We start from the raw sequence: 17001 nt of genomic DNA, 5'->3' as shown, positions 1-17001 counted from the left end.
ATTCTCCCCCTTAATTACGCCGCTGCAACAGATAACGCACCAGTTCCCGGAGTGGCTCGGCCTGGGGGCCAAAAGGAGACAACTCCATTTCGGCCTGGCTTACCAGCTCCCGGGCCTGGGCCTTGGCGTTCTCCACTCCCAGAACGCCTGGATAAGTAGCTTTTTGCCGGAGCAGGTCCATCCCTGTAGCTTTTCCCATTTCGGCTGCCTGGCCTTCCACATCCAGCAGATCATCAGTGATCTGGAAGACCAGACCGAATTTTTGGCCATAGCGGGTGAGACGCTCAACCGCCTCTGGAGTACCTCCGCCTAACAAGGCTCCGGCCCGGACCGCGGCGGTAAGTAAGGCCCCGGTTTTGAGATTATGAATGGCCTCCACCTGGGGCAGGTCTAGATTTTGGCCCTCGGCCAGCAGATCGGCCATTTGACCTCCCACCATCCCCCGATAGCTGGCGGCCTGGGCGATCAGATTGATTACTTCCAAACATACAGCTTCACGGCCAACAAAGGTGTCGGCGATGCGGCTCATGGTCACAAAGGCCTCGGTAAGCAAGCCATCCCCGGCCAGAATGGCAGTGGCTTCGTCGAACTGCTTGTGGCAGGTAGGCTGGCCCCGGCGTAGATCATCGTCATCCATGGCCGGCAGATCATCATGGATCAGGGAATAGGTATGAATCATCTCCAGGGCGCAGGCCACCGGCAATGCATCCAGAGCGTTGCCGCCCACGGCTTCGGCCGCGGCCAGACACAGGATCGGCCTGAGCCTTTTACCCCTGGCCATCAGGCTGTAGCGCATTGCCTGAACAATCCTGGCCCCGCCCCCCTTGATCTCGGGCAGACAGGCATCCAGGGTCTGGTCAATCAGGCTCTTGCGCTCGGCCAGATAACTCTTTAGATTCATCCAGCCTCCGGGTCAGCGCTCCAGATCTTCTTCAGAGACGTTAAATGGCCGGGTAATCAAACGTCCCTCTTCATCCTGGAGTAAAATTTCGACTTTTTTCTCCACTTCATCTAACTTTTTAGTGCAGAACCGGACCAGCCGCATGCCCTCTTCAAAGGTCTGAAGGGCCTGTTCCAAAGGCAGATCACCGCGCTCCAGTTGTTGGATAAGGTTTTCCAGCCTTTTTAAGGCCTTTTCGAAGTTTTCGCTCTTCACCCTTTTTCGGCTTTCGGCGGTCATCGGTTTAATTCATTGATTTCTTGAATTTCGCAGTCCATGCTGCCCCGAGCGACCCGGACCCGCAGGGAGGCCCCGACCTGCACCTGCTGCACATCCCGGACGACTTCCTGCGTCGGCAAGATTGTGGCCACCGCATAGCCGCGCTCTAAAATGGCCTGGGGGTTTAAGGTCTGCAGCCGCTCCTGGTAATGCTGGAGTTGCCGCCGCTGGTCAGTAAGCTGCTGCCGCAACCAAAGGCGCAGCTGGGCCTGCCTCTGCTCCAGGAGTTGTCGGCCCGCGTCGGCGGCCCGCCGGGGACTCATCAACCGCAGCCCGGCCTGAGCCAATTGCAGCCGGTGTTTATATCCCTGAAGCTGCCCTTGCCAGGCCCGCTGTAGTTGCTCCAGCCGGTCATCGACCCGCAGACGCAGATCCGCCAGCCGCCGCCGTGGATCAAGAAGCCGCTGGCTCAGGTGGAAAAGCCGTTCCCGGCGCACCTGAATCAAAGTTTGGATCCGGCGCTTAAGAGCCGCGCTAAGGCGTTGCAAGTTGAGATCTAATTCTTCCTTGCGCTGCACTACCAGTTCAGCCGCGGCCGAGGGTGTGGGGGCGCGAACATCGGCGACGAAATCGGCGATGGTAAAATCGATCTCATGGCCAATGGCAGAGAGCACCGGAATCCGGGAGCGGAAAATGGCCCGAGCCACCGCCTCTTCATTAAAGGGCCACAGATCTTCCAGCGAGCCGCCGCCCCGGGCCAACACCAGGACGTCGATATCAGGCAGGGTGTTTAGCTTATCCAGGGCCTGGACGATTTCTGCGGCTGCCTCTGATCCTTGCACCTTGACCGGATAAATCATCACCTCGATGGAGGGAAAGCGGCGGTTCAAAACCTGTAAAAAATCCCGGATGGCCGCTCCGGTGGGAGAAGTGACCACGGCCAGACGTTGCGGCAAGAAGGGCAAAGGCTTTTTATGGGCCGAATCGAACAACCCCTCTTTATCCAGGCGCAGTTTCAGTTCCTCAAAGGCCTGGGCCAAGGCTCCCACTCCCAAGGGCTCCAGATAATCCACCAATAACTGGTATTCGCCCCGTGGTTCATAGACGCTGATTCGGCCCCGACAGACGACCTTGAGGCCTTCGCAAGGTTTATGGCGCAAAAATTGGTGGTTACCCCGGAATAAAACCGCCCGTAATTGGCTGGCCTCATCCTTAAGGGTAAAATAACAGTGACCGGAAAGAGGTAGTCGCAGATTGGAGATCTCGCCGCTGACCCAGACCAGAGGGAAGTCATTTTCCAGCCGGGTTTTGATCTGTCGGGTCAAATCACTGACCGTATAAATACGGGGATATTGTTCAGCCATATTAGGAATTATGGTTATAATAATAAAACTACCATACCACAGCAAGTGATTATCGGCAATGAATTTTCCCAACCGACTGGACCATCAACGGAAATGACCGGAAAACCGCCGGAAATAAACTTGCACTTTCTGGGACGCTATGTTAGTATTAAATAGAAGCAATGATAAGGAGTAAGACCATGTTTGAAACAGGGGATCTTGCCGTATATCCGGCACATGGGGTGGGGGTGATAGAATCAATCGAAGATAAAGAGATCTCGGGAAATAGCCAAAAATTTTATGTCATGCGGATCTTGGAAAACAATATGATCATCATGATCCCAACCCGAAATGCCAAAGCGGTAGGTTTGCGAGGTATTATTGATCCCCAAGCCGTGGCGCGCATCTATGAAATCCTCGGCTCCCGGAAGCGGGTGGTAGAACATCAGACCTGGAATCGCCGTTATCGGGATTATATGGAAAAAATCAAAACCGGATCGCTGTTTCAGGTGGCTGAAGTGCTGCGGGACCTGTCACTCCTGAAGTTTGACAAGGACCTGTCCTTTGGCGAGCGCAAGATGTTGGATACGGCTAAGAATCTGCTGGTAAAGGAACTCTCCATTGCCAGAAAAAAAGATGAACTTGAGATCGAAGCGGATATTCGGAAACTTCTTGATATTCCAGAAATTTAATTTTTTCCAAAGATAATCCCAGCAGCGGCCCAATGATACTAATCGGTTTAAGAGGCCGGTTTCCTACACCAACAGTTGGCTAAGCACAGCCGGTGATGAAAAGACTTCGGTTGATTCCTGGAGCCGGGCAGCTTCAGGTTAAGGAATAAATTGGTTGTTGTGTGAGGCTCCCCCCGAATTGTTAACCCGGAAATGAGGTGAATTTAAAGTGGGTTACAAAATTCTGGTCGGGGTGGTGTTGGGGACCATCTGTTCTGTCAGCGGCTATCTGATCGGCAGCCAGATACCTCAATTTAGCCATCTGGGATGGGCCGGTTGGGTCGGGGCGTTGGCCGGCCTAGTGATCGCCTTGCTCACTTTACAGTTAGAGCAGGTAATCAAACGGGTGCCGTTAAAGATTATCTTGGGGGGCACCCTGGGCCTGTTCATCGGCTTGGGCATAGCCAAGCTAGCCAGTTACCCTTTCGAGAAATACCTGGACCATTCCTTCCTGCAAATCCCTATCTATATCTCCTTTTCAGCTATCTTCGGCTATATCGGGTTGGTGCTGGGAGGAAAGAAAATGGCTGAGGTCACCACCCCTCCCTTTCTGGAAGAGAGTAAAAATCTCCGCTATCAGCCCAAAATTCTGGATACCAGTGTAATCATTGATGGGCGCATCGCCGACATCTGTGAGACCGGGTTTATTGAAGGCACTTTTATCGTTCCTAAGTTTGTGTTAGAAGAATTACAATATATTGCCGATTCGGCGGACAATTTGAAACGCAGCCGCGGCCGCCGCGGTCTGGATATCTTGAAACGCATCCAGAAAAACAGTCGGGTGCGGGTAGAATTCACCGACGACGGGGTCTCTAAGACCACGGTTGACTCCAAGCTTATTGAGCTGGCCCTCAAGATGCACGCCAAGATCTTGACCAATGATTTCAATCTGAATAAGGTGGCGGACTTGCAAGGCATCGAGGTGTTGAATATCAATCAGTTAGCCAACGCCCTGAAGCCTGCGGTGTTACCCGGAGAAATCTTACATGTTCATATCCTGCGGGAGGGCAAATCCCAGGGCCAAGGCGTGGCTTATATGGATGACGGCACCATGGTGGTAATAGAAAATGCCCGCCGCTATATCGGCAAAGACGTCGAGGTTTCCGTCACCAGTGTGCTCCAGACCACTGCCGGCCGGATGATTTTCACCGAAATCAAAGATGGTAGTCCGGTCTCGGAAGCATATCATTCTAAATGACCCGGGTTGCCCTGACGGTCGCCGCTGCTGAGCAAGGGCTCCGATTAGACCAGATTCTGACCCGTCACTTGCTCAATATTTCCCGAGCCCGTCTACAGAAATGGATTAAAAGTGGCTTGGTCCAGGTTAATGAAGCCAGCCGTCCGGCTGATTATCGGGTTCAGTCTGGTGATCGGCTGGTAGTGGAGATGCCGGCCCCGGAAAAATCCTCTCTGGTTCCGGAGCCCATCCCCCTGGACATATTATTTGAGGATCAGGATCTGCTGGTCATTAACAAACCCCCTGGGTTGGTGGTCCATCCCGGAGCCGGACATCGAACCGGAACCCTGGTTCATGCCATCCTCCATCATTGCCCCAACCTGACGGGGGTCGGCGATGTCCAACGGCCCGGACTGGTACATCGCCTGGATAAGGAGACCAGCGGCCTAATGATAGTGGCCAAGACCGATCTGGCGCATCAGTCCTTGGTAAGCCAGTTCAAGCAACGCCAATTATCCAAGTTTTACCTGGCCTTGGTCTGGGGGCACCTTTCGGAACCGCACGGTGAGATCGTAGAAACGATCGGGCGGCATCCCCGGGTCCGGCAAAAGATGTCTGTGCATGCGCGCCGGGGACGTGAGGCACATACTTCCTGGCGACGCCTGCAGCATTACCCCGGCCCTCTGGCCCTAGTGGAATTACAATTGCATACCGGTCGGACCCATCAGATTCGGGTTCATCTGGCCGCCATCGGGCATCCGGTCGTCGGGGATCGGACCTACGGCGGCGGGGCCCGCCGGTTGTCATCACTGCCAGCAATGCTTTCAAGGCTTAAGACCCTAGTGTCGCGACAATTACTGCACGCCTGGAAATTAACTTTAAATCATCCCCGGACCGGAAAAAGTTTAACTTTGGAAGCGGAATTGCCGACAGATTTTCGAGCGGTGGTGGATTTCCTGGAACTGCATCCTAAATGTTCAAGATAGCCCTGACCGGCGGCGTGGCCTCGGGCAAGAGTACGGTGGCGCAATATCTCCGTGACCTGGGGGTAGCGGTTATTGATGCTGATGAAGTGGCCCGGCAGGTGGTGGCCCCAGGGCAGCCTGCCGCCCGCTTGATTCAAGAGGCCTTCGGCACTGAGGTCTTTAATGCCGATGGTACTCTGGACCGGGAAAATCTGGCCCGGCGGGTATTTGCTCATCCCGCTGAGCGGCAACATCTGAACGAGTTGGTGCACCCCTGGATCACCCGAGAGATAAAACGGCGGCTGAAACAGTTTGAGGCCCAGGGAGAGCCCTTTGTAGTAGTGGAAGTCCCGCTGCTCTTTGAACTAGGGCTGGAGTCGGCCTATGATTTGGTGATCGTGGTCTATACCGACAGGGAAACCCAAGTCCGCCGTTTGCAGGATCGGGACCGGCGGGATCGCTCCCAGATCGAGGGTATTATTAAGGCTCAAGTCCCGTTGCCGGAAAAAATCCGGCGGGCTGACTACCTGATCGATAATCGTGGTTCGCTCCAGGAATTACGCCAAAAGGTTATAATGTTATTAAAAAAAATTAAAACCGATTATGCTTGACAAAAAAAATTAAAATGTTTAATTTGCGAATTAACCTTCCTTACGGAATTTTGGTTTCTAACCGAACGAAGAAATAAATAATCGATCAAGTCCTATTCCCCATAAGTATTCATGATGTTATCTGATAAAGCAGGCAATCGGCCAGACTAAACCCCCAATTTACGTGGCTCCCATGACTGTTGCCAAAGTTTGTTGATACTTATGTAATAATCTTATCCGGTATTGGCATCTGACGCGGTTTGGTCTTAAGGGCGCTGGCGTTCAGAGTAAAAAGTTTCATCCGTTCTCATCGAATGGAGCAAGAGCAGTTAAAATTTTTCGTTTTAGCGGCGATAATCACGGCCATAGATAGATGGGAAGTCTGACCGGCCTCCTGCCATCCCTAATGCCGTCATGCTTCTAAGAACAGCAAGGGCTTAAGAAGGAGGAATATATTGTTAGCCATTAGATTAACAAAAGAGAAGAGAATATGTTAGCAAAAGAGGAAGTGATGAATCTCGCAGCCTTAAAAAACAAAAAAATCGGCGAGTTGGCCAGCCTGGCACGGGAGTTCCACGTCGAAGGCGCGGCGGCCATGCGTAAACAGGAGCTGATCTTTGCCATCCTTCAGGCCCAGACGGAAAAGAACGGCTATATTTATGGAGAAGGAGTTCTCGAAGTCTTACCGGATGGCTTCGGTTTTTTGCGCTCGCCAGGATATAACTATCTGCCCGGACCTGACGATATCTATGTTTCGCCTTCTCAGATCCGACGGTTTAATCTGTGCACCGGTGACACGGTGTCAGGCCAGGTCCGGCCTCCCAAGGATGGGGAGCGTTATTTCGCTCTCCTCAAAGTTGAATCGGTCAATTTTGAAGATCCGGAAGCCTCCCGGGAAAAGATCCTGTTCGATAACCTGACCCCACTATATCCCAATAAATCGCTTCGCCTGGAGACTGACCCGGACAACTATTCAGCCCGCATCATGGACCTGATGACCCCGATCGGCAAAGGTCAAAGAGGGCTGATCGTCGCGGCCCCGCGTACCGGCAAGACTATGTTGCTGCAAAATATTGCCAACAGTATCGTCCGCAACCACCCCAAGGTCATCCTGATCGTGCTGTTGATCGACGAACGGCCCGAAGAAGTGACCGATATGCAACGCTCGGTCAAGGCCGAGGTGGTCAGTTCCACCTTCGACGAACAGGCCCAGCGTCACGTCCAAGTGGCGGAGATGGTTCTAGAAAAGGCCAAGCGTTTGGTGGAGCACAAGCGAGATGTAGTTATTCTGCTCGATTCCATCACCCGGCTGGCCCGGGCTTATAATACGGTAGTTCCCCCCAGCGGTAAAATCCTCTCGGGTGGAGTGGATTCCAATGCCTTGCACAAGCCCAAACGCTTCTTTGGCGCCGCCCGGAACATTGAAGAAGGCGGCAGTCTGACCATTATTGCCACTGCCCTGATTGACACCGGCAGCCGCATGGATGAAGTGATCTTTGAGGAATTTAAGGGTACCGGCAACATGGAGATTCTGCTGGACCGCAAGCTCACCGAAAAACGGATATTCCCATCCATTGATATCAATCGCTCCGGAACCCGCAAAGAAGAATTGCTGGTGCCGCCCGATGATCTGAACCGCATCTGGATTTTGCGGAAGCTGTTGGCCCCGTTGAGTCCGGTAGATAGTATGGAATTTTTGCTGGAAAAGATGCGAGGCACCAAAAATAACGCCGAATTCTTGGCTTCCATGAGCCGTTAATCTCGCCTCTGCGCCTCTGCCCACCCCGGGCCGGGCCACAACCGAGTTCTATTCGATACTGCCGGATTAAATGAAATGACAAATAATTGACTGCCTTCATAATCAAGACCTCTGATCCTTTCCATCTTATCCCTGGGTTACAGTCAGATTTTTAGTAATTCCGGGGGGCTCACTAGCGCTGTATTTATTTTGATTAATTTCAGGCTGATAGGTCTGTCTGTCTCACTGCCCGTTACCTAACCCTTGACAACCGGGTAATGAGCGGGTAGCCTGCTGTCAGAAAGTTTGATTAGTCAATTGCCAGGCTGCCGAAAGGAGGGGAAGCTATGGAAATTCCGGAGCTTAATGCCGTTAACATTGAGATTATCGTAGACAACTTCATCGATGTGTTCGAAGCTTCACGCCCCGGCCAGGTCGAACGAGTGATTTTGGGCCGCCTCAAGAAACCCGTCATGGCGGCCCACGGACTGTCGCTGTTGATCACTTTACACCAAGACCAGCAACAGACCCGCATCTTGATGGATACCGCCAACTCCCCCCTGGTATTATTCAATAATCTTGAAGCATTAGAGCGGCCGGTAGATGAAGTCGATGCGGTTTTTCTAAGCCATGGCCATCCTGATCATTATGGCGGTCTTTTGGAACTGCTGAACCGGCGTCAAAAACCCCTACCGGTCTACCTGCACCCGGACTGTTATTATCCCAAACTGCTTATCACTCCCCGCGGCCGGATCGGTCCCTGGACCCTGGAGCGAGACAAGCTGGAGGCCGCCGGGGCCGAGCTGCACGAAAACACCGGACCGACCCTGATCAATGGGCAGGCTCTGATCACCGGTACGGTGGAGGCCAGCGTTCCTTATGAAACCCCGCTGCCCGGAGCCAAACGCATCGTCCAGGGTCAGGAAGAACACGATACTTTTGTTGATGAGCAGGCCTTGGTGATCAAGGTGGCGGGCAAAGGGCTGGTGGTAATCGGCGGTTGTTCCCATCCCGGTATTGTCAATATGGTGAAATATGCCCAGAAATTGACCGGGGTGGATCACATCGCCGCTGTCATTGGCGGCTTCCACTTGACTGCCGGCGGTGACCAATTAATCAATAATACTATCCAGGGCTTGCAGGAAATAAATCCTGACCTTATTTTTGCCGGGCATTGCACCGGTTTTCGCGCCTTAACAGCCTTGGCTACCGCTTTCCCGGAAAATTTTATGGTAAGTTGTGTAGGCACCAAATTAATTATCGGCTGATAGGCGGTAGAACAGTCTTCGTCTCCAGGGGCACGGCCCTGATGGAACCGGCGATCTCACCCTCCGTCGAGTTCTGCCCCTTAGGAGGCTTGCTCAATCCCTGGTAAGGTGGTTGAGTTTTTGAATAATCTTGTTGAATTCTTCCACCTGTTCCAACATCTTATTGAGAAAACTGTAATGCGGCTGGTCTGGGCCCAGATCCATTAACATCAGACTAATGTAACCCAGAATAATCTGCAGCGGTTGATTTAGTTGATGGGTCAGGCGGCTGGCTATCTCCAGGCGTTCCCGACCAAATTGTTTAACCGAGATCGTATGGCGGATGCTGAGTACTCCCAGGACCAAAACTACTACCCTAGTCTGGGTCTGAGGGTCAGATAGGGGGATGAACCAGCAGTAGATGGGTTTGCCTTCTTTCCCATTCACCACGGTTTCCGAGGACTGACCATTTTTCAAGGCCAGATTGCAGTAATAACGGATTTTGTCGACCCCCTCCGGCTCGATTGCCTTGAAAAAAGATTCTGATAATTCATGGTAAAATTTACCTGTCACCTCCGCGTCGGTTGGCCCCAAAAGCTCTACGGCAGCAAGATTGCAATATGTTATCCGCTCATCCTGATCCACCTGAAAGATGGCAAACGGCAGGCGGTCAAGAATCTCGGCCTCGGCTGTCATTGCAACTCCTAATTAGGATTTTGGCTGAGCAGTTAGACGGATGAATTATCTTTAACGGAAGTCCTAGTTTAATTACCACAACCGCAGGTTGTTGTAAAACAGGTTTTGTCACTAAGAACTAAAAGGTTAAGCAAATAGCCTCTAAGTATAAGTGATTTCAAACTTTAGTTCAATAATGAATGGCCACCAGATGCTGCAGTTTTAGCGGTGGGAGATTCTTAAACAGGCCGGCTGATCAAGGCCTTCCTTGGTGGATGCGGGAAGCAACTAATCGGCAACCAAAAAGGGGCTACAGCTCCAGCCATAACCCCTTGATTTTCCTGGTAGGCACGACGAGATTTGAACTCGTGACCCCTACCGCGTCAAGGTAGTGCTCTCCCCCTGAGCTACGTGCCTGTGAATAATTTTTTTATATCGGTTTTGACCCTGTTCGTCAATAGATTTTCTCATCAAAGGGGTTGCCACACCCAAGGGCCTTGCGTTACAATGGTTCAATTGATTGCGGTTTCCGGCCCATCTTTAAGGAGAGGACATGCAGATATTCATTTCCGGATCCCTGGCCTATGATCGGATCATGGATTTCCCCGGCAAATTTGCCGACCATATCCTGCCGGAAAAAATCCATATCCTTAACGTCTGCTTTATGGTCAATGGGCTGATCGAGAAGTTTGGTGGCACTGCTGGCAATATCGCTTATAACTTGGCCCTGCTGGGCGAGCGGCCAGTGATTCTGGCCACCGCCGGTCATGACTTTGACCGCTATGAGGACCGGCTGCGCCGACTGGGGCTGCCGCTGGTCGGGATTCGGTCTATTCCGGAGGAATTTACGGCCGGGGCCTATATCACCACCGATCAATCCGACAATCAGATCACCGGATTTAACCCCGGAGCAATGAAATATCCTTCCCTATTTCAATTTGACGGGGTCAAACCATCGCAGGCCCTGGCCATTGTGGCTCCCGGCAACCTGGAGGATATGCTCACTTATACCAGAATCTATAAAGAACGCCGGGTGCGCTATATCTTTGATCCGGGACAATCCCTGCCGCAGTGGTCCAAAAAACAGTTGAGCGAAATGATCACCGGTTCCGGTCTGTTGATCTCCAATGATTATGAACTGGAGATGATCATCAAGACCACCGGCTTAGATAAAGCCGAACTGCTCCAAAGAACTGGAGCAATTATCACCACCCATGGAGAAAAGGGCTCCATGGTTATCAGCCGGGCTCAGGAGGTGCAGATTTTGGCGGCTAAGGCAGCCAAAGTGGTGGACCCCACCGGGGCCGGGGACGCCTTTCGGGCCGGTCTGATCAAGGGCCTGGTGTTGGGTCACAGTCTGGCCGACGCCGCCCGCCTGGGGGCCACCTGCGCCAGTTACGCGGTAGAGTATCACGGCACCCAGGAGCACCATTTTACTATAGAAGATTTTTGGGCCCGTCACCGGGCCAATTTCAATTAAGCCAGGGACTTAGATGAAGGATGTTATTAGCAAAAATTCAGTAACAGAGCAGCCTGCACCGGAGGATTCGCCCCCTCGGCTGTTCCGCCAGATTCAGGACCTGTTTCGCCGGTTGGGCATTTTCGGCCAGAAGCTGCCCCTGGAATTTGAGGGGTATAAGTATCTGATCTCCTGTGATGAGCGGGCCTTTCTGGTCTATCGAATCAACGAGCAGTGCGGAGTGCCGCCAGGCATCCCGGGATGGCCGGTCTGTCTGGTCACGGCGGAAACCGTGGTGGATGAATGCAGCCCCTCGCCTCTGGAGTGCGAGTTTTTCAATACCGGCCTGGCTCTGGCCGACTGGTTGGAGATTATTGAGCAATATTACCGCCTCGGACCCGATGATGAGGCCGCTTTTGCCTGAGCAGATTATTAGTTCCAAACAGCAAATTTGACCACAAAGTGGAATAAACAGGTTTATCTATATCGCTGCTGGCCAGGTCACCATTGCCCTTCCCCGGATCCGGTTTTGATCTTGACATGGTACTAGCCCTTGCCTAATATTCCCCCAGACTGAAATTAAGTTATACTAAGTAGTCGTCCATTTACTCAAGTATAGATTAAGGAAATCTGTAATGCCCAGACGTGATGATATCAAAAAAGTAATGATCATTGGTTCCGGGCCAATCGTCATCGGTCAGGCCTGCGAATTTGACTATTCCGGGACCCAAGCCTGCAAGGCCCTGAGACAATTAGGTTATGAAATCGTCCTGGTCAACTCCAATCCGGCGACCATCATGACCGATCCGGGGATGGCGGACCGGACTTATATCGAGCCCCTTAACCTGTCCACCATGGTAGAGATCATTAAACAGGAAAGGCCGGATGCCCTCCTGCCCAACCTGGGCGGCCAGTCGGCCCTCAATCTGTCCGCCGAACTGGCGCGGTCCGGGGTGCTTGAGCAATATGGGGTCAAGGTCATCGGCGTGGAAGTCGATGCCATCCAGCGGGGCGAAGACCGCATCGCCTTCAAGGACACCATGAACCGCTTGGGCATTGACATGCCCCGCAGTCAACCGGCGTTTAGCGTCGAGGAGGCGGAGCGCATCGCTGATGAGTTGGGTTATCCGCTGGTCATCCGCCCGGCCTACACCCTGGGAGGTACCGGCGGCGGGCTGGTTTACAATCTGGAAGAACTGCGACTCATCGCCGCCCGCGGCATAACGGCCAGCCTGGTAGGTCAGATTCTGGTGGAGGAATCGGTCCTGGGCTGGGAGGAATTAGAGCTGGAGGTGGTGCGTGATGCCAAAAATCAGATGATTACGGTCTGCTTTATCGAGAACGTCGATCCCATGGGGATCCATACCGGTGATTCTTTCTGCACCGCGCCCATGCTCACCATTGCTCCGGAACTGCAGCAGCGCCTGCAACAACATTCCTATGATATTGTCGAAGCCATCAGGGTGATCGGTGGCACCAATATTCAGTTTGCGCATGACCCCCAGACCGGTCGGGTGGTGGTCATTGAGATCAACCCCCGTACTTCGCGTTCCTCGGCCCTGGCTTCCAAGGCTACCGGTTTCCCCATCGCGCTGATTTCGGCCATGCTGGCCGGAGGCCTGACTTTAGACGAGATTCCTTACTGGCGGGAAGGCACCTTGGACAAATATATCCCCTGGGGCGATTATGTGGTGGTCAAGTTTGCCCGTTGGGCCTTTGAAAAATTCGAGGGCGCGGAAGATAAACTGGGCACCCAGATGCGGGCCGTGGGCGAAGTCATGAGCATCGGCAAGACATATAAAGAGGCCTTCCAGAAGGCCATCCGCTCCCTGGAAATCGGCCGCTACGGTTTGGGCTTCGCCAAGGATTTTCATCACCAGCCCCTCGAGGCGCTCCTGGAGCTTTTGGCCGAGCCTACCAGTGAGCGGCAGTTTATCATGTATGAAGCACTGCGGCAAGGTGCCGGCATTGACACCCTTTATGAAAAGACCTATATCAAACCCTGGTTTATTCAACAGATGAAGGAATTGGTTGATCTGGAGGAAATCATTCTGCAGTACAAGGGACGGGACTTACCCGACGCCCTGCTCCGGCAAGCCAAGAAAGACGGTTTTAGCGATCTCTATCTATCCCAACTGCTGGGTATTCCCGAGCCGCAGATCAGAGCTCAACGCCAGTCCCAGGGCGTGGTGCAAGGCTGGGAGGCGGTGCCGGTCAGCGGGGTGGAAAATGCCGCTTACTATTATTCCACCTATAATGCCTCTGATCAAGTTGAAACTAGTTCCAGACGCAAGATCATGGTGCTGGGGGGTGGCCCCAACCGCATCGGCCAAGGGATCGAGTTCGATTATTGCTGTGTGCATGCTGCCTTTGCCATCCGGGATGAAGGTTTTGAGTCGATCATGGTTAACTGCAACCCGGAGACCGTGTCCACCGATTACGACACCTCGGATAAGCTCTATTTTGAACCGCTCACCGTAGAGGATGTCTTGAGCATCTATGAGAAAGAGCAGCCCGAAGGGGTAATCGTCCAGTTTGGGGGGCAGACCCCGCTTAATATTGCCAATGAACTGGCCGCCGCCGGGGTCAGAATCATCGGCACCACTCCGGACGTCATCGACTTGGCCGAGGATCGCGACCGTTTCCGGCAGATGATGCGCGAACTGGGCATCCCCCATCCGGAATCAGGGATGGCCCACAACCTGGCAGAAGCCCTGCAGGTGGCGGAGCGAATCGGTTATCCTTTAATGGTCAGACCCTCCTATGTGCTGGGCGGCCGGGCCATGGAAGTAATCCACGATGAAGAGATGCTCCAGCATTATGTCAATGCGGCGGTGGAGGTCAGTCCGGAGCGGCCCATCCTGATAGACAAGTTTCTGGAAAATGCTATTGAGGCCGAAGCCGATGCCGTCGCCGACGGCACCGATGCCTTTGTCCCGGCGGTCATGGAACACATTGAACTGGCCGGGGTTCACTCCGGTGACTCGGCCTGCGTTATCCCGCCCATCAGCATCCCGGCCAAACACCTGGAAACCATTCATGATTATACCCGGAAAATCGGGGTCGAATTAAAGGTCGTGGGTCTGATGAATATACAGTATGCTATTGTCGAAGATACGGTGTTTATCCTCGAGGCCAATCCCCGGGCCTCCCGCACCGTGCCCCTGGTCTCTAAAGTCTGTAATATCCCCATGGCCCGCATTGCCACCCAGATCATGTTGAACCACAAACTGGCTGATCTCAATATCCGGCCCCAATCCGTCCCCCACTACGGGGTCAAAGAGGCAGTGTTCCCCTTTAATATGTTTCCCGAAGTGGACCCGTTGCTGGGACCGGAGATGCGCTCCACCGGGGAGGTTCTGGGCTTGGCTGATTCCTTCGGCCTGGCCTTTTTCAAGGCCCAGGAGGCGGCCCAGCCGGCGCTGCCCATCCAAGGCACGGTACTGATTACCGTGTGTGAGACCGACCGGCCGGCAGTGTTGGAGGTCGCCCGGCAGTTTAAACGGTTGGGGTTCAAGCTCAGGGCCACCGAAGGGACGCATAAATTTCTGGCCGAGCAGGGAATCGAGTCCGAACCTATTCTTAAAGTCCACGAGGGCCGTCCACATATTGTCGATGGCATCAAAAGCCAGGAGATTGATCTGATCATCAATACCCCCAGCGGTAAACTGAGTAAATATGACGACTCCTATATCCGTAAAAATGCCATTAAATATAGGATTCCTTATATTACCACGCTGGCCGGGGCCCTGGCCGCGGCCCGAGGCATCTCAGCCTACCGCCAGGGCCGCGGCCAGGTCCGGGCACTGCAAAGTTACCATCAGGATATCAAGTAATTTCTGAAATAAAGGCCTATAAACCTGAAGCCTGTTAAATTAACGTTGATTTTAGAAGGAAACAAACATGAAGTCAGTCCGGGACAATTGTGGGGTATTTGGTTTGTACTCCACCACCCCGTGTGTCCGTGAGATTTACCAGGGCATCGACCTGTTGCAACATCGTGGGCAGGAGTACTGCGGCATAGCCACTTTTGAGGGCCGTATCTACCAGATTACCCATTACGGCAAGGTGCTAAACACCATTACCGATCAGGACATCAACTATTTAAAAGGCAACTTCGGCATCGGTCATGTCAGCCTCAAAGAGCGGCAACCGGTCCGCTGGCAATGCCGCCTGGGAGAAATCGCCGTGGCCTTCAGCGGCAATATCATCAATGCCCCGGAACTGATTAAAGAGATGATGGCCCGGGGAAAAGCCTTTCCGGAAGGCTATGATGTGGAGATCATTTCCAAAATTATCCTGGAGGCCGACGATCCGGTGGCCGGTATCTCGGCTCTGGCTGATAAGGTCAAGGGAGCTTACTCCCTGTTAGTATTAACCGAATCCGGCATCTATGCCGCCCGAGATGTTTATGGCTTCCGCCCCCTGATCTTGGGGCACAGTCCGGGAAAATTTGCCGTCAGCTCCGAGTCCCGGGCCCTTCATAACCTCGATCTGGAAGTGTGGCGTGATGTAAAGCCTGGGGAGATCGTCCTTCTCAATGACCAGGGATTCTCGACCTTGAAACAGCTGCCTTCGCCCCGCCGGGCCCATTGCGCCTTTGAATGGGCCTATACCGCCAGCATCGACTCCATTATTGAAGGAGTTTACGTTCAGGAAGCCCGGAACAATTTGGGCGCCCGATTGGCCCAACGAGACGCTGAAGAAGGCGGGTTGGAAGCCGACCTGGTGGCCCCGGTGCCCATGTCCGGCGTCGGCCACGCCATCGGCTATCACCGGCACTCCAAGCTTAACTACCAGGAAGTATTTTTGTATAATCGCTATGCTGACCGGAGTTATACCCAATCGACCCAGATAGCTCGGGAGGAGATGGCCAAGCGCAAGCTATCCATCCTACATCGTTCCATTAAGGGGCAGCGTATTGTGCTGTGCGATGATTCCATTGTCCGGGGTACCCAGATTTTTCATAAAGTTCGGGATCTAAAAAAAGCCGGTGCCAAAGCAGTGCATGTCCGGGTTTCCTGCCCACCGCTGATGTATCCTTGCGATTTCGGCATTGCCACCCGCAGCTACGAAGAACTCTTGGCCCGGCACTATCTCAACCAGGGAGACATCGTCTCCATGGCGCAATTGCGAGCCTTAGAAACCTGGGTGGCGGATCAGATCGGCGCCGACTCAGTCAAATACAACAGCCTTGATGCCTTTGTAGGGGCCCTGGGCCTCCCCAGTGATAATTTGTGCCTAAAGTGTTTCAATGGCATCCGCCCCATGGAGGCCTGAAGCAACCAAAATTTGTAATGTAGGGATGAAAGGCTTGAGAATTTGATCAATGGAGTCAGTTAATTAAATCTAATTGTCAGGATGTTAAGATTAGGGCCCATATCATCCTTAGGCAATCGGGAAAATCCATTGATTTTTCCTTGCTGATTTAATATATTAAATAAATATAGATATGGGCTTGTAATATTAGAATAATTTTCAATGCGCGCCCATAGCTCAGCTGGACAGAGCAACGGACTACGAATCCGTGTGTCGGAGGTTCGAATCCTTCTGGGCGCGCCGGTTAGCTTTTATGCTCAACCGCCTCTTTTTCTTTAGTCGTGCTTTCAGTCGTATCTTGCTCCAGCAATCCCATTGCTCGGCGAACCGATTCTCCCAGAGATTGCAAGTAGTGGTCGGTTGTCGTGGCGCGCTCATGGCCAAGAATCTTCTGAATGTCAGTCAGTGAAGCGCCCTTCTGGGCTAGGGTGGATGCTGTGTGGTGGCGAAAGTCGTGATAGTTGATCTTAGGGATGCCCAGGCGCTTGCAGGCCGTAGCTATAAACTTGTCTCGGTAGTCGTAAGCTTTTCCTGTCCTGGGGTTAGTGAAAACGTAAGGGCTGTTTTTATCCCGCTGTTCCCAGGCATATTTAAGGGC

Annotated in this window: 15 protein-coding genes and 2 tRNA genes; 11 read left to right on the top strand and 6 right to left on the bottom strand. The window is 53.0% G+C overall.

What is annotated here, in order from left to right:
* Nucleotides 1–10: 10 nt before the first annotated feature.
* Genes JRG72_08775 through JRG72_08765 form a run of 3 tightly spaced genes read right to left on the bottom strand, consistent with a single transcriptional unit; the run spans nt 11 to nt 2523 of the window.
* Nucleotides 11–901 carry a polyprenyl synthetase family protein gene (locus JRG72_08775; protein ID MBW2135306.1) on the bottom strand — a complete coding sequence of 297 codons (891 nt, stop codon included), beginning with the start codon at nt 899–901 and terminating at the stop codon, nt 11–13.
* A 12-nt stretch (nt 902–913) separates the two neighbouring features.
* The gene (xseB, locus tag JRG72_08770; GenBank protein ID MBW2135305.1) at nt 914–1156 is read right to left on the bottom strand and encodes an exodeoxyribonuclease VII small subunit; all 243 of its coding nucleotides are present in this window, start codon (nt 1154–1156) and stop codon (nt 914–916) included.
* Between the two features lie 20 nt (nt 1157–1176).
* The gene (locus tag JRG72_08765; protein MBW2135304.1) at nt 1177–2523 is read right to left on the bottom strand and encodes an exodeoxyribonuclease VII large subunit; all 1347 of its coding nucleotides are present in this window, start codon (nt 2521–2523) and stop codon (nt 1177–1179) included.
* A 179-nt stretch (nt 2524–2702) separates the two neighbouring features.
* Here JRG72_08765 and JRG72_08760 point away from each other — a divergent pair, with 179 nt between their 5' ends.
* The 6 genes from JRG72_08760 to JRG72_08735 all read left to right on the top strand — a co-directional run bounded on the left by JRG72_08760 (nt 2703) and on the right by JRG72_08735 (nt 8971).
* Nucleotides 2703–3194: a CarD family transcriptional regulator gene (locus tag JRG72_08760; GenBank protein ID MBW2135303.1), complete on the top strand. Its 492-nt coding sequence runs from the start codon at nt 2703–2705 to the stop codon at nt 3192–3194.
* A gap of 208 nt (nt 3195–3402) precedes the next feature.
* Nucleotides 3403–4431 carry a TRAM domain-containing protein gene (locus JRG72_08755; GenBank protein ID MBW2135302.1) on the top strand — a complete coding sequence of 343 codons (1029 nt, stop codon included), beginning with the start codon at nt 3403–3405 and terminating at the stop codon, nt 4429–4431.
* The gene (locus JRG72_08750) at nt 4428–5396 is read left to right on the top strand and encodes an RluA family pseudouridine synthase (GenBank protein ID MBW2135301.1); all 969 of its coding nucleotides are present in this window, start codon (nt 4428–4430) and stop codon (nt 5394–5396) included. The genes JRG72_08755 and JRG72_08750 overlap by 4 nt, the downstream gene beginning before the upstream one ends.
* On the top strand, nt 5384–5986 hold the full coding sequence (locus tag JRG72_08745) for a dephospho-CoA kinase (protein ID MBW2135300.1): 603 nt from the start codon (nt 5384–5386) through the stop codon (nt 5984–5986). The genes JRG72_08750 and JRG72_08745 overlap by 13 nt, the downstream gene beginning before the upstream one ends.
* A gap of 490 nt (nt 5987–6476) precedes the next feature.
* The gene (rho, locus tag JRG72_08740; protein MBW2135299.1) at nt 6477–7724 is read left to right on the top strand and encodes a transcription termination factor Rho; all 1248 of its coding nucleotides are present in this window, start codon (nt 6477–6479) and stop codon (nt 7722–7724) included.
* Between the two features lie 326 nt (nt 7725–8050).
* Nucleotides 8051–8971 carry an MBL fold metallo-hydrolase gene (locus JRG72_08735; GenBank protein MBW2135298.1) on the top strand — a complete coding sequence of 307 codons (921 nt, stop codon included), beginning with the start codon at nt 8051–8053 and terminating at the stop codon, nt 8969–8971.
* A gap of 93 nt (nt 8972–9064) precedes the next feature.
* Here the strand turns inward: JRG72_08735 and JRG72_08730 are convergent, their stop codons facing one another.
* Both JRG72_08730 and JRG72_08725 read right to left on the bottom strand, forming a co-directional pair.
* A complete protein-coding gene (locus tag JRG72_08730) occupies nt 9065–9646 on the bottom strand; it encodes a PAS domain-containing protein (protein ID MBW2135297.1) in 582 nt (193 codons plus the stop codon).
* A 321-nt stretch (nt 9647–9967) separates the two neighbouring features.
* Nucleotides 9968–10042: transfer RNA gene (locus JRG72_08725), tRNA-Val, on the bottom strand.
* Between the two features lie 136 nt (nt 10043–10178).
* On the opposite strand from JRG72_08725, the gene JRG72_08720 reads away from it, so the two are divergent.
* The 5 genes from JRG72_08720 to JRG72_08700 all read left to right on the top strand — a co-directional run bounded on the left by JRG72_08720 (nt 10179) and on the right by JRG72_08700 (nt 16643).
* A complete protein-coding gene (locus JRG72_08720) occupies nt 10179–11105 on the top strand; it encodes a carbohydrate kinase family protein (GenBank protein MBW2135296.1) in 927 nt (308 codons plus the stop codon).
* 13 nt (nt 11106–11118) lie between these two features.
* Nucleotides 11119–11508, top strand: a complete 390-nt coding sequence (locus JRG72_08715) for a hypothetical protein (GenBank protein ID MBW2135295.1) — start codon at nt 11119–11121, stop codon at nt 11506–11508.
* A 211-nt stretch (nt 11509–11719) separates the two neighbouring features.
* The gene (gene carB / locus JRG72_08710) at nt 11720–14920 is read left to right on the top strand and encodes a carbamoyl-phosphate synthase large subunit (GenBank protein MBW2135294.1); all 3201 of its coding nucleotides are present in this window, start codon (nt 11720–11722) and stop codon (nt 14918–14920) included.
* 67 nt (nt 14921–14987) lie between these two features.
* Complete coding sequence (locus JRG72_08705) at nt 14988–16364, top strand: amidophosphoribosyltransferase (protein ID MBW2135293.1); 1377 nt, start codon at nt 14988–14990, stop codon at nt 16362–16364.
* 205 nt (nt 16365–16569) lie between these two features.
* Nucleotides 16570–16643: transfer RNA gene (locus tag JRG72_08700), tRNA-Arg, on the top strand.
* A gap of 4 nt (nt 16644–16647) precedes the next feature.
* Here JRG72_08700 and JRG72_08695 read toward each other — a convergent pair.
* Nucleotides 16648–17001, bottom strand: a 354-nt coding sequence (locus JRG72_08695) for a tyrosine-type recombinase/integrase (GenBank protein MBW2135292.1), incomplete at its 5' end; no start/stop codon positions are given.

Source organism: Deltaproteobacteria bacterium, from assembly GCA_019309545.1.
Taxonomy (GTDB): domain Bacteria; phylum Desulfobacterota; class Desulfobaccia; order Desulfobaccales; family Desulfobaccaceae; genus Desulfobacca_B.
This window is presented reverse-complemented; position numbering and strand designations above follow the sequence as displayed.

Excerpts from the sequence above, each read along its gene's own strand:
- JRG72_08775 (MBW2135306.1), bottom strand. The coding sequence starts at position 901 with ATGAATCTAAAGAGTTATCTGGCCGAGCGCAAGAGCCTGATTGACCAG.
- JRG72_08765 (MBW2135304.1), bottom strand. The coding sequence starts at position 2,523 with ATGGCTGAACAATATCCCCGTATTTATACGGTCAGTGATTTGACCCGA.
- JRG72_08760 (MBW2135303.1), top strand. The coding sequence starts at position 2,703 with ATGTTTGAAACAGGGGATCTTGCCGTATATCCGGCACATGGGGTGGGG.
- JRG72_08750 (MBW2135301.1), top strand. The coding sequence starts at position 4,428 with ATGACCCGGGTTGCCCTGACGGTCGCCGCTGCTGAGCAAGGGCTCCGA.
- JRG72_08745 (MBW2135300.1), top strand. The coding sequence starts at position 5,384 with ATGTTCAAGATAGCCCTGACCGGCGGCGTGGCCTCGGGCAAGAGTACG.
- rho (MBW2135299.1), top strand. The coding sequence starts at position 6,477 with ATGAATCTCGCAGCCTTAAAAAACAAAAAAATCGGCGAGTTGGCCAGC.
- JRG72_08735 (MBW2135298.1), top strand. The coding sequence starts at position 8,051 with ATGGAAATTCCGGAGCTTAATGCCGTTAACATTGAGATTATCGTAGAC.
- JRG72_08730 (MBW2135297.1), bottom strand. The coding sequence starts at position 9,646 with ATGACAGCCGAGGCCGAGATTCTTGACCGCCTGCCGTTTGCCATCTTT.
- JRG72_08720 (MBW2135296.1), top strand. The coding sequence starts at position 10,179 with ATGCAGATATTCATTTCCGGATCCCTGGCCTATGATCGGATCATGGAT.
- JRG72_08715 (MBW2135295.1), top strand. The coding sequence starts at position 11,119 with ATGAAGGATGTTATTAGCAAAAATTCAGTAACAGAGCAGCCTGCACCG.
- carB (MBW2135294.1), top strand. The coding sequence starts at position 11,720 with ATGCCCAGACGTGATGATATCAAAAAAGTAATGATCATTGGTTCCGGG.
- JRG72_08705 (MBW2135293.1), top strand. The coding sequence starts at position 14,988 with ATGAAGTCAGTCCGGGACAATTGTGGGGTATTTGGTTTGTACTCCACC.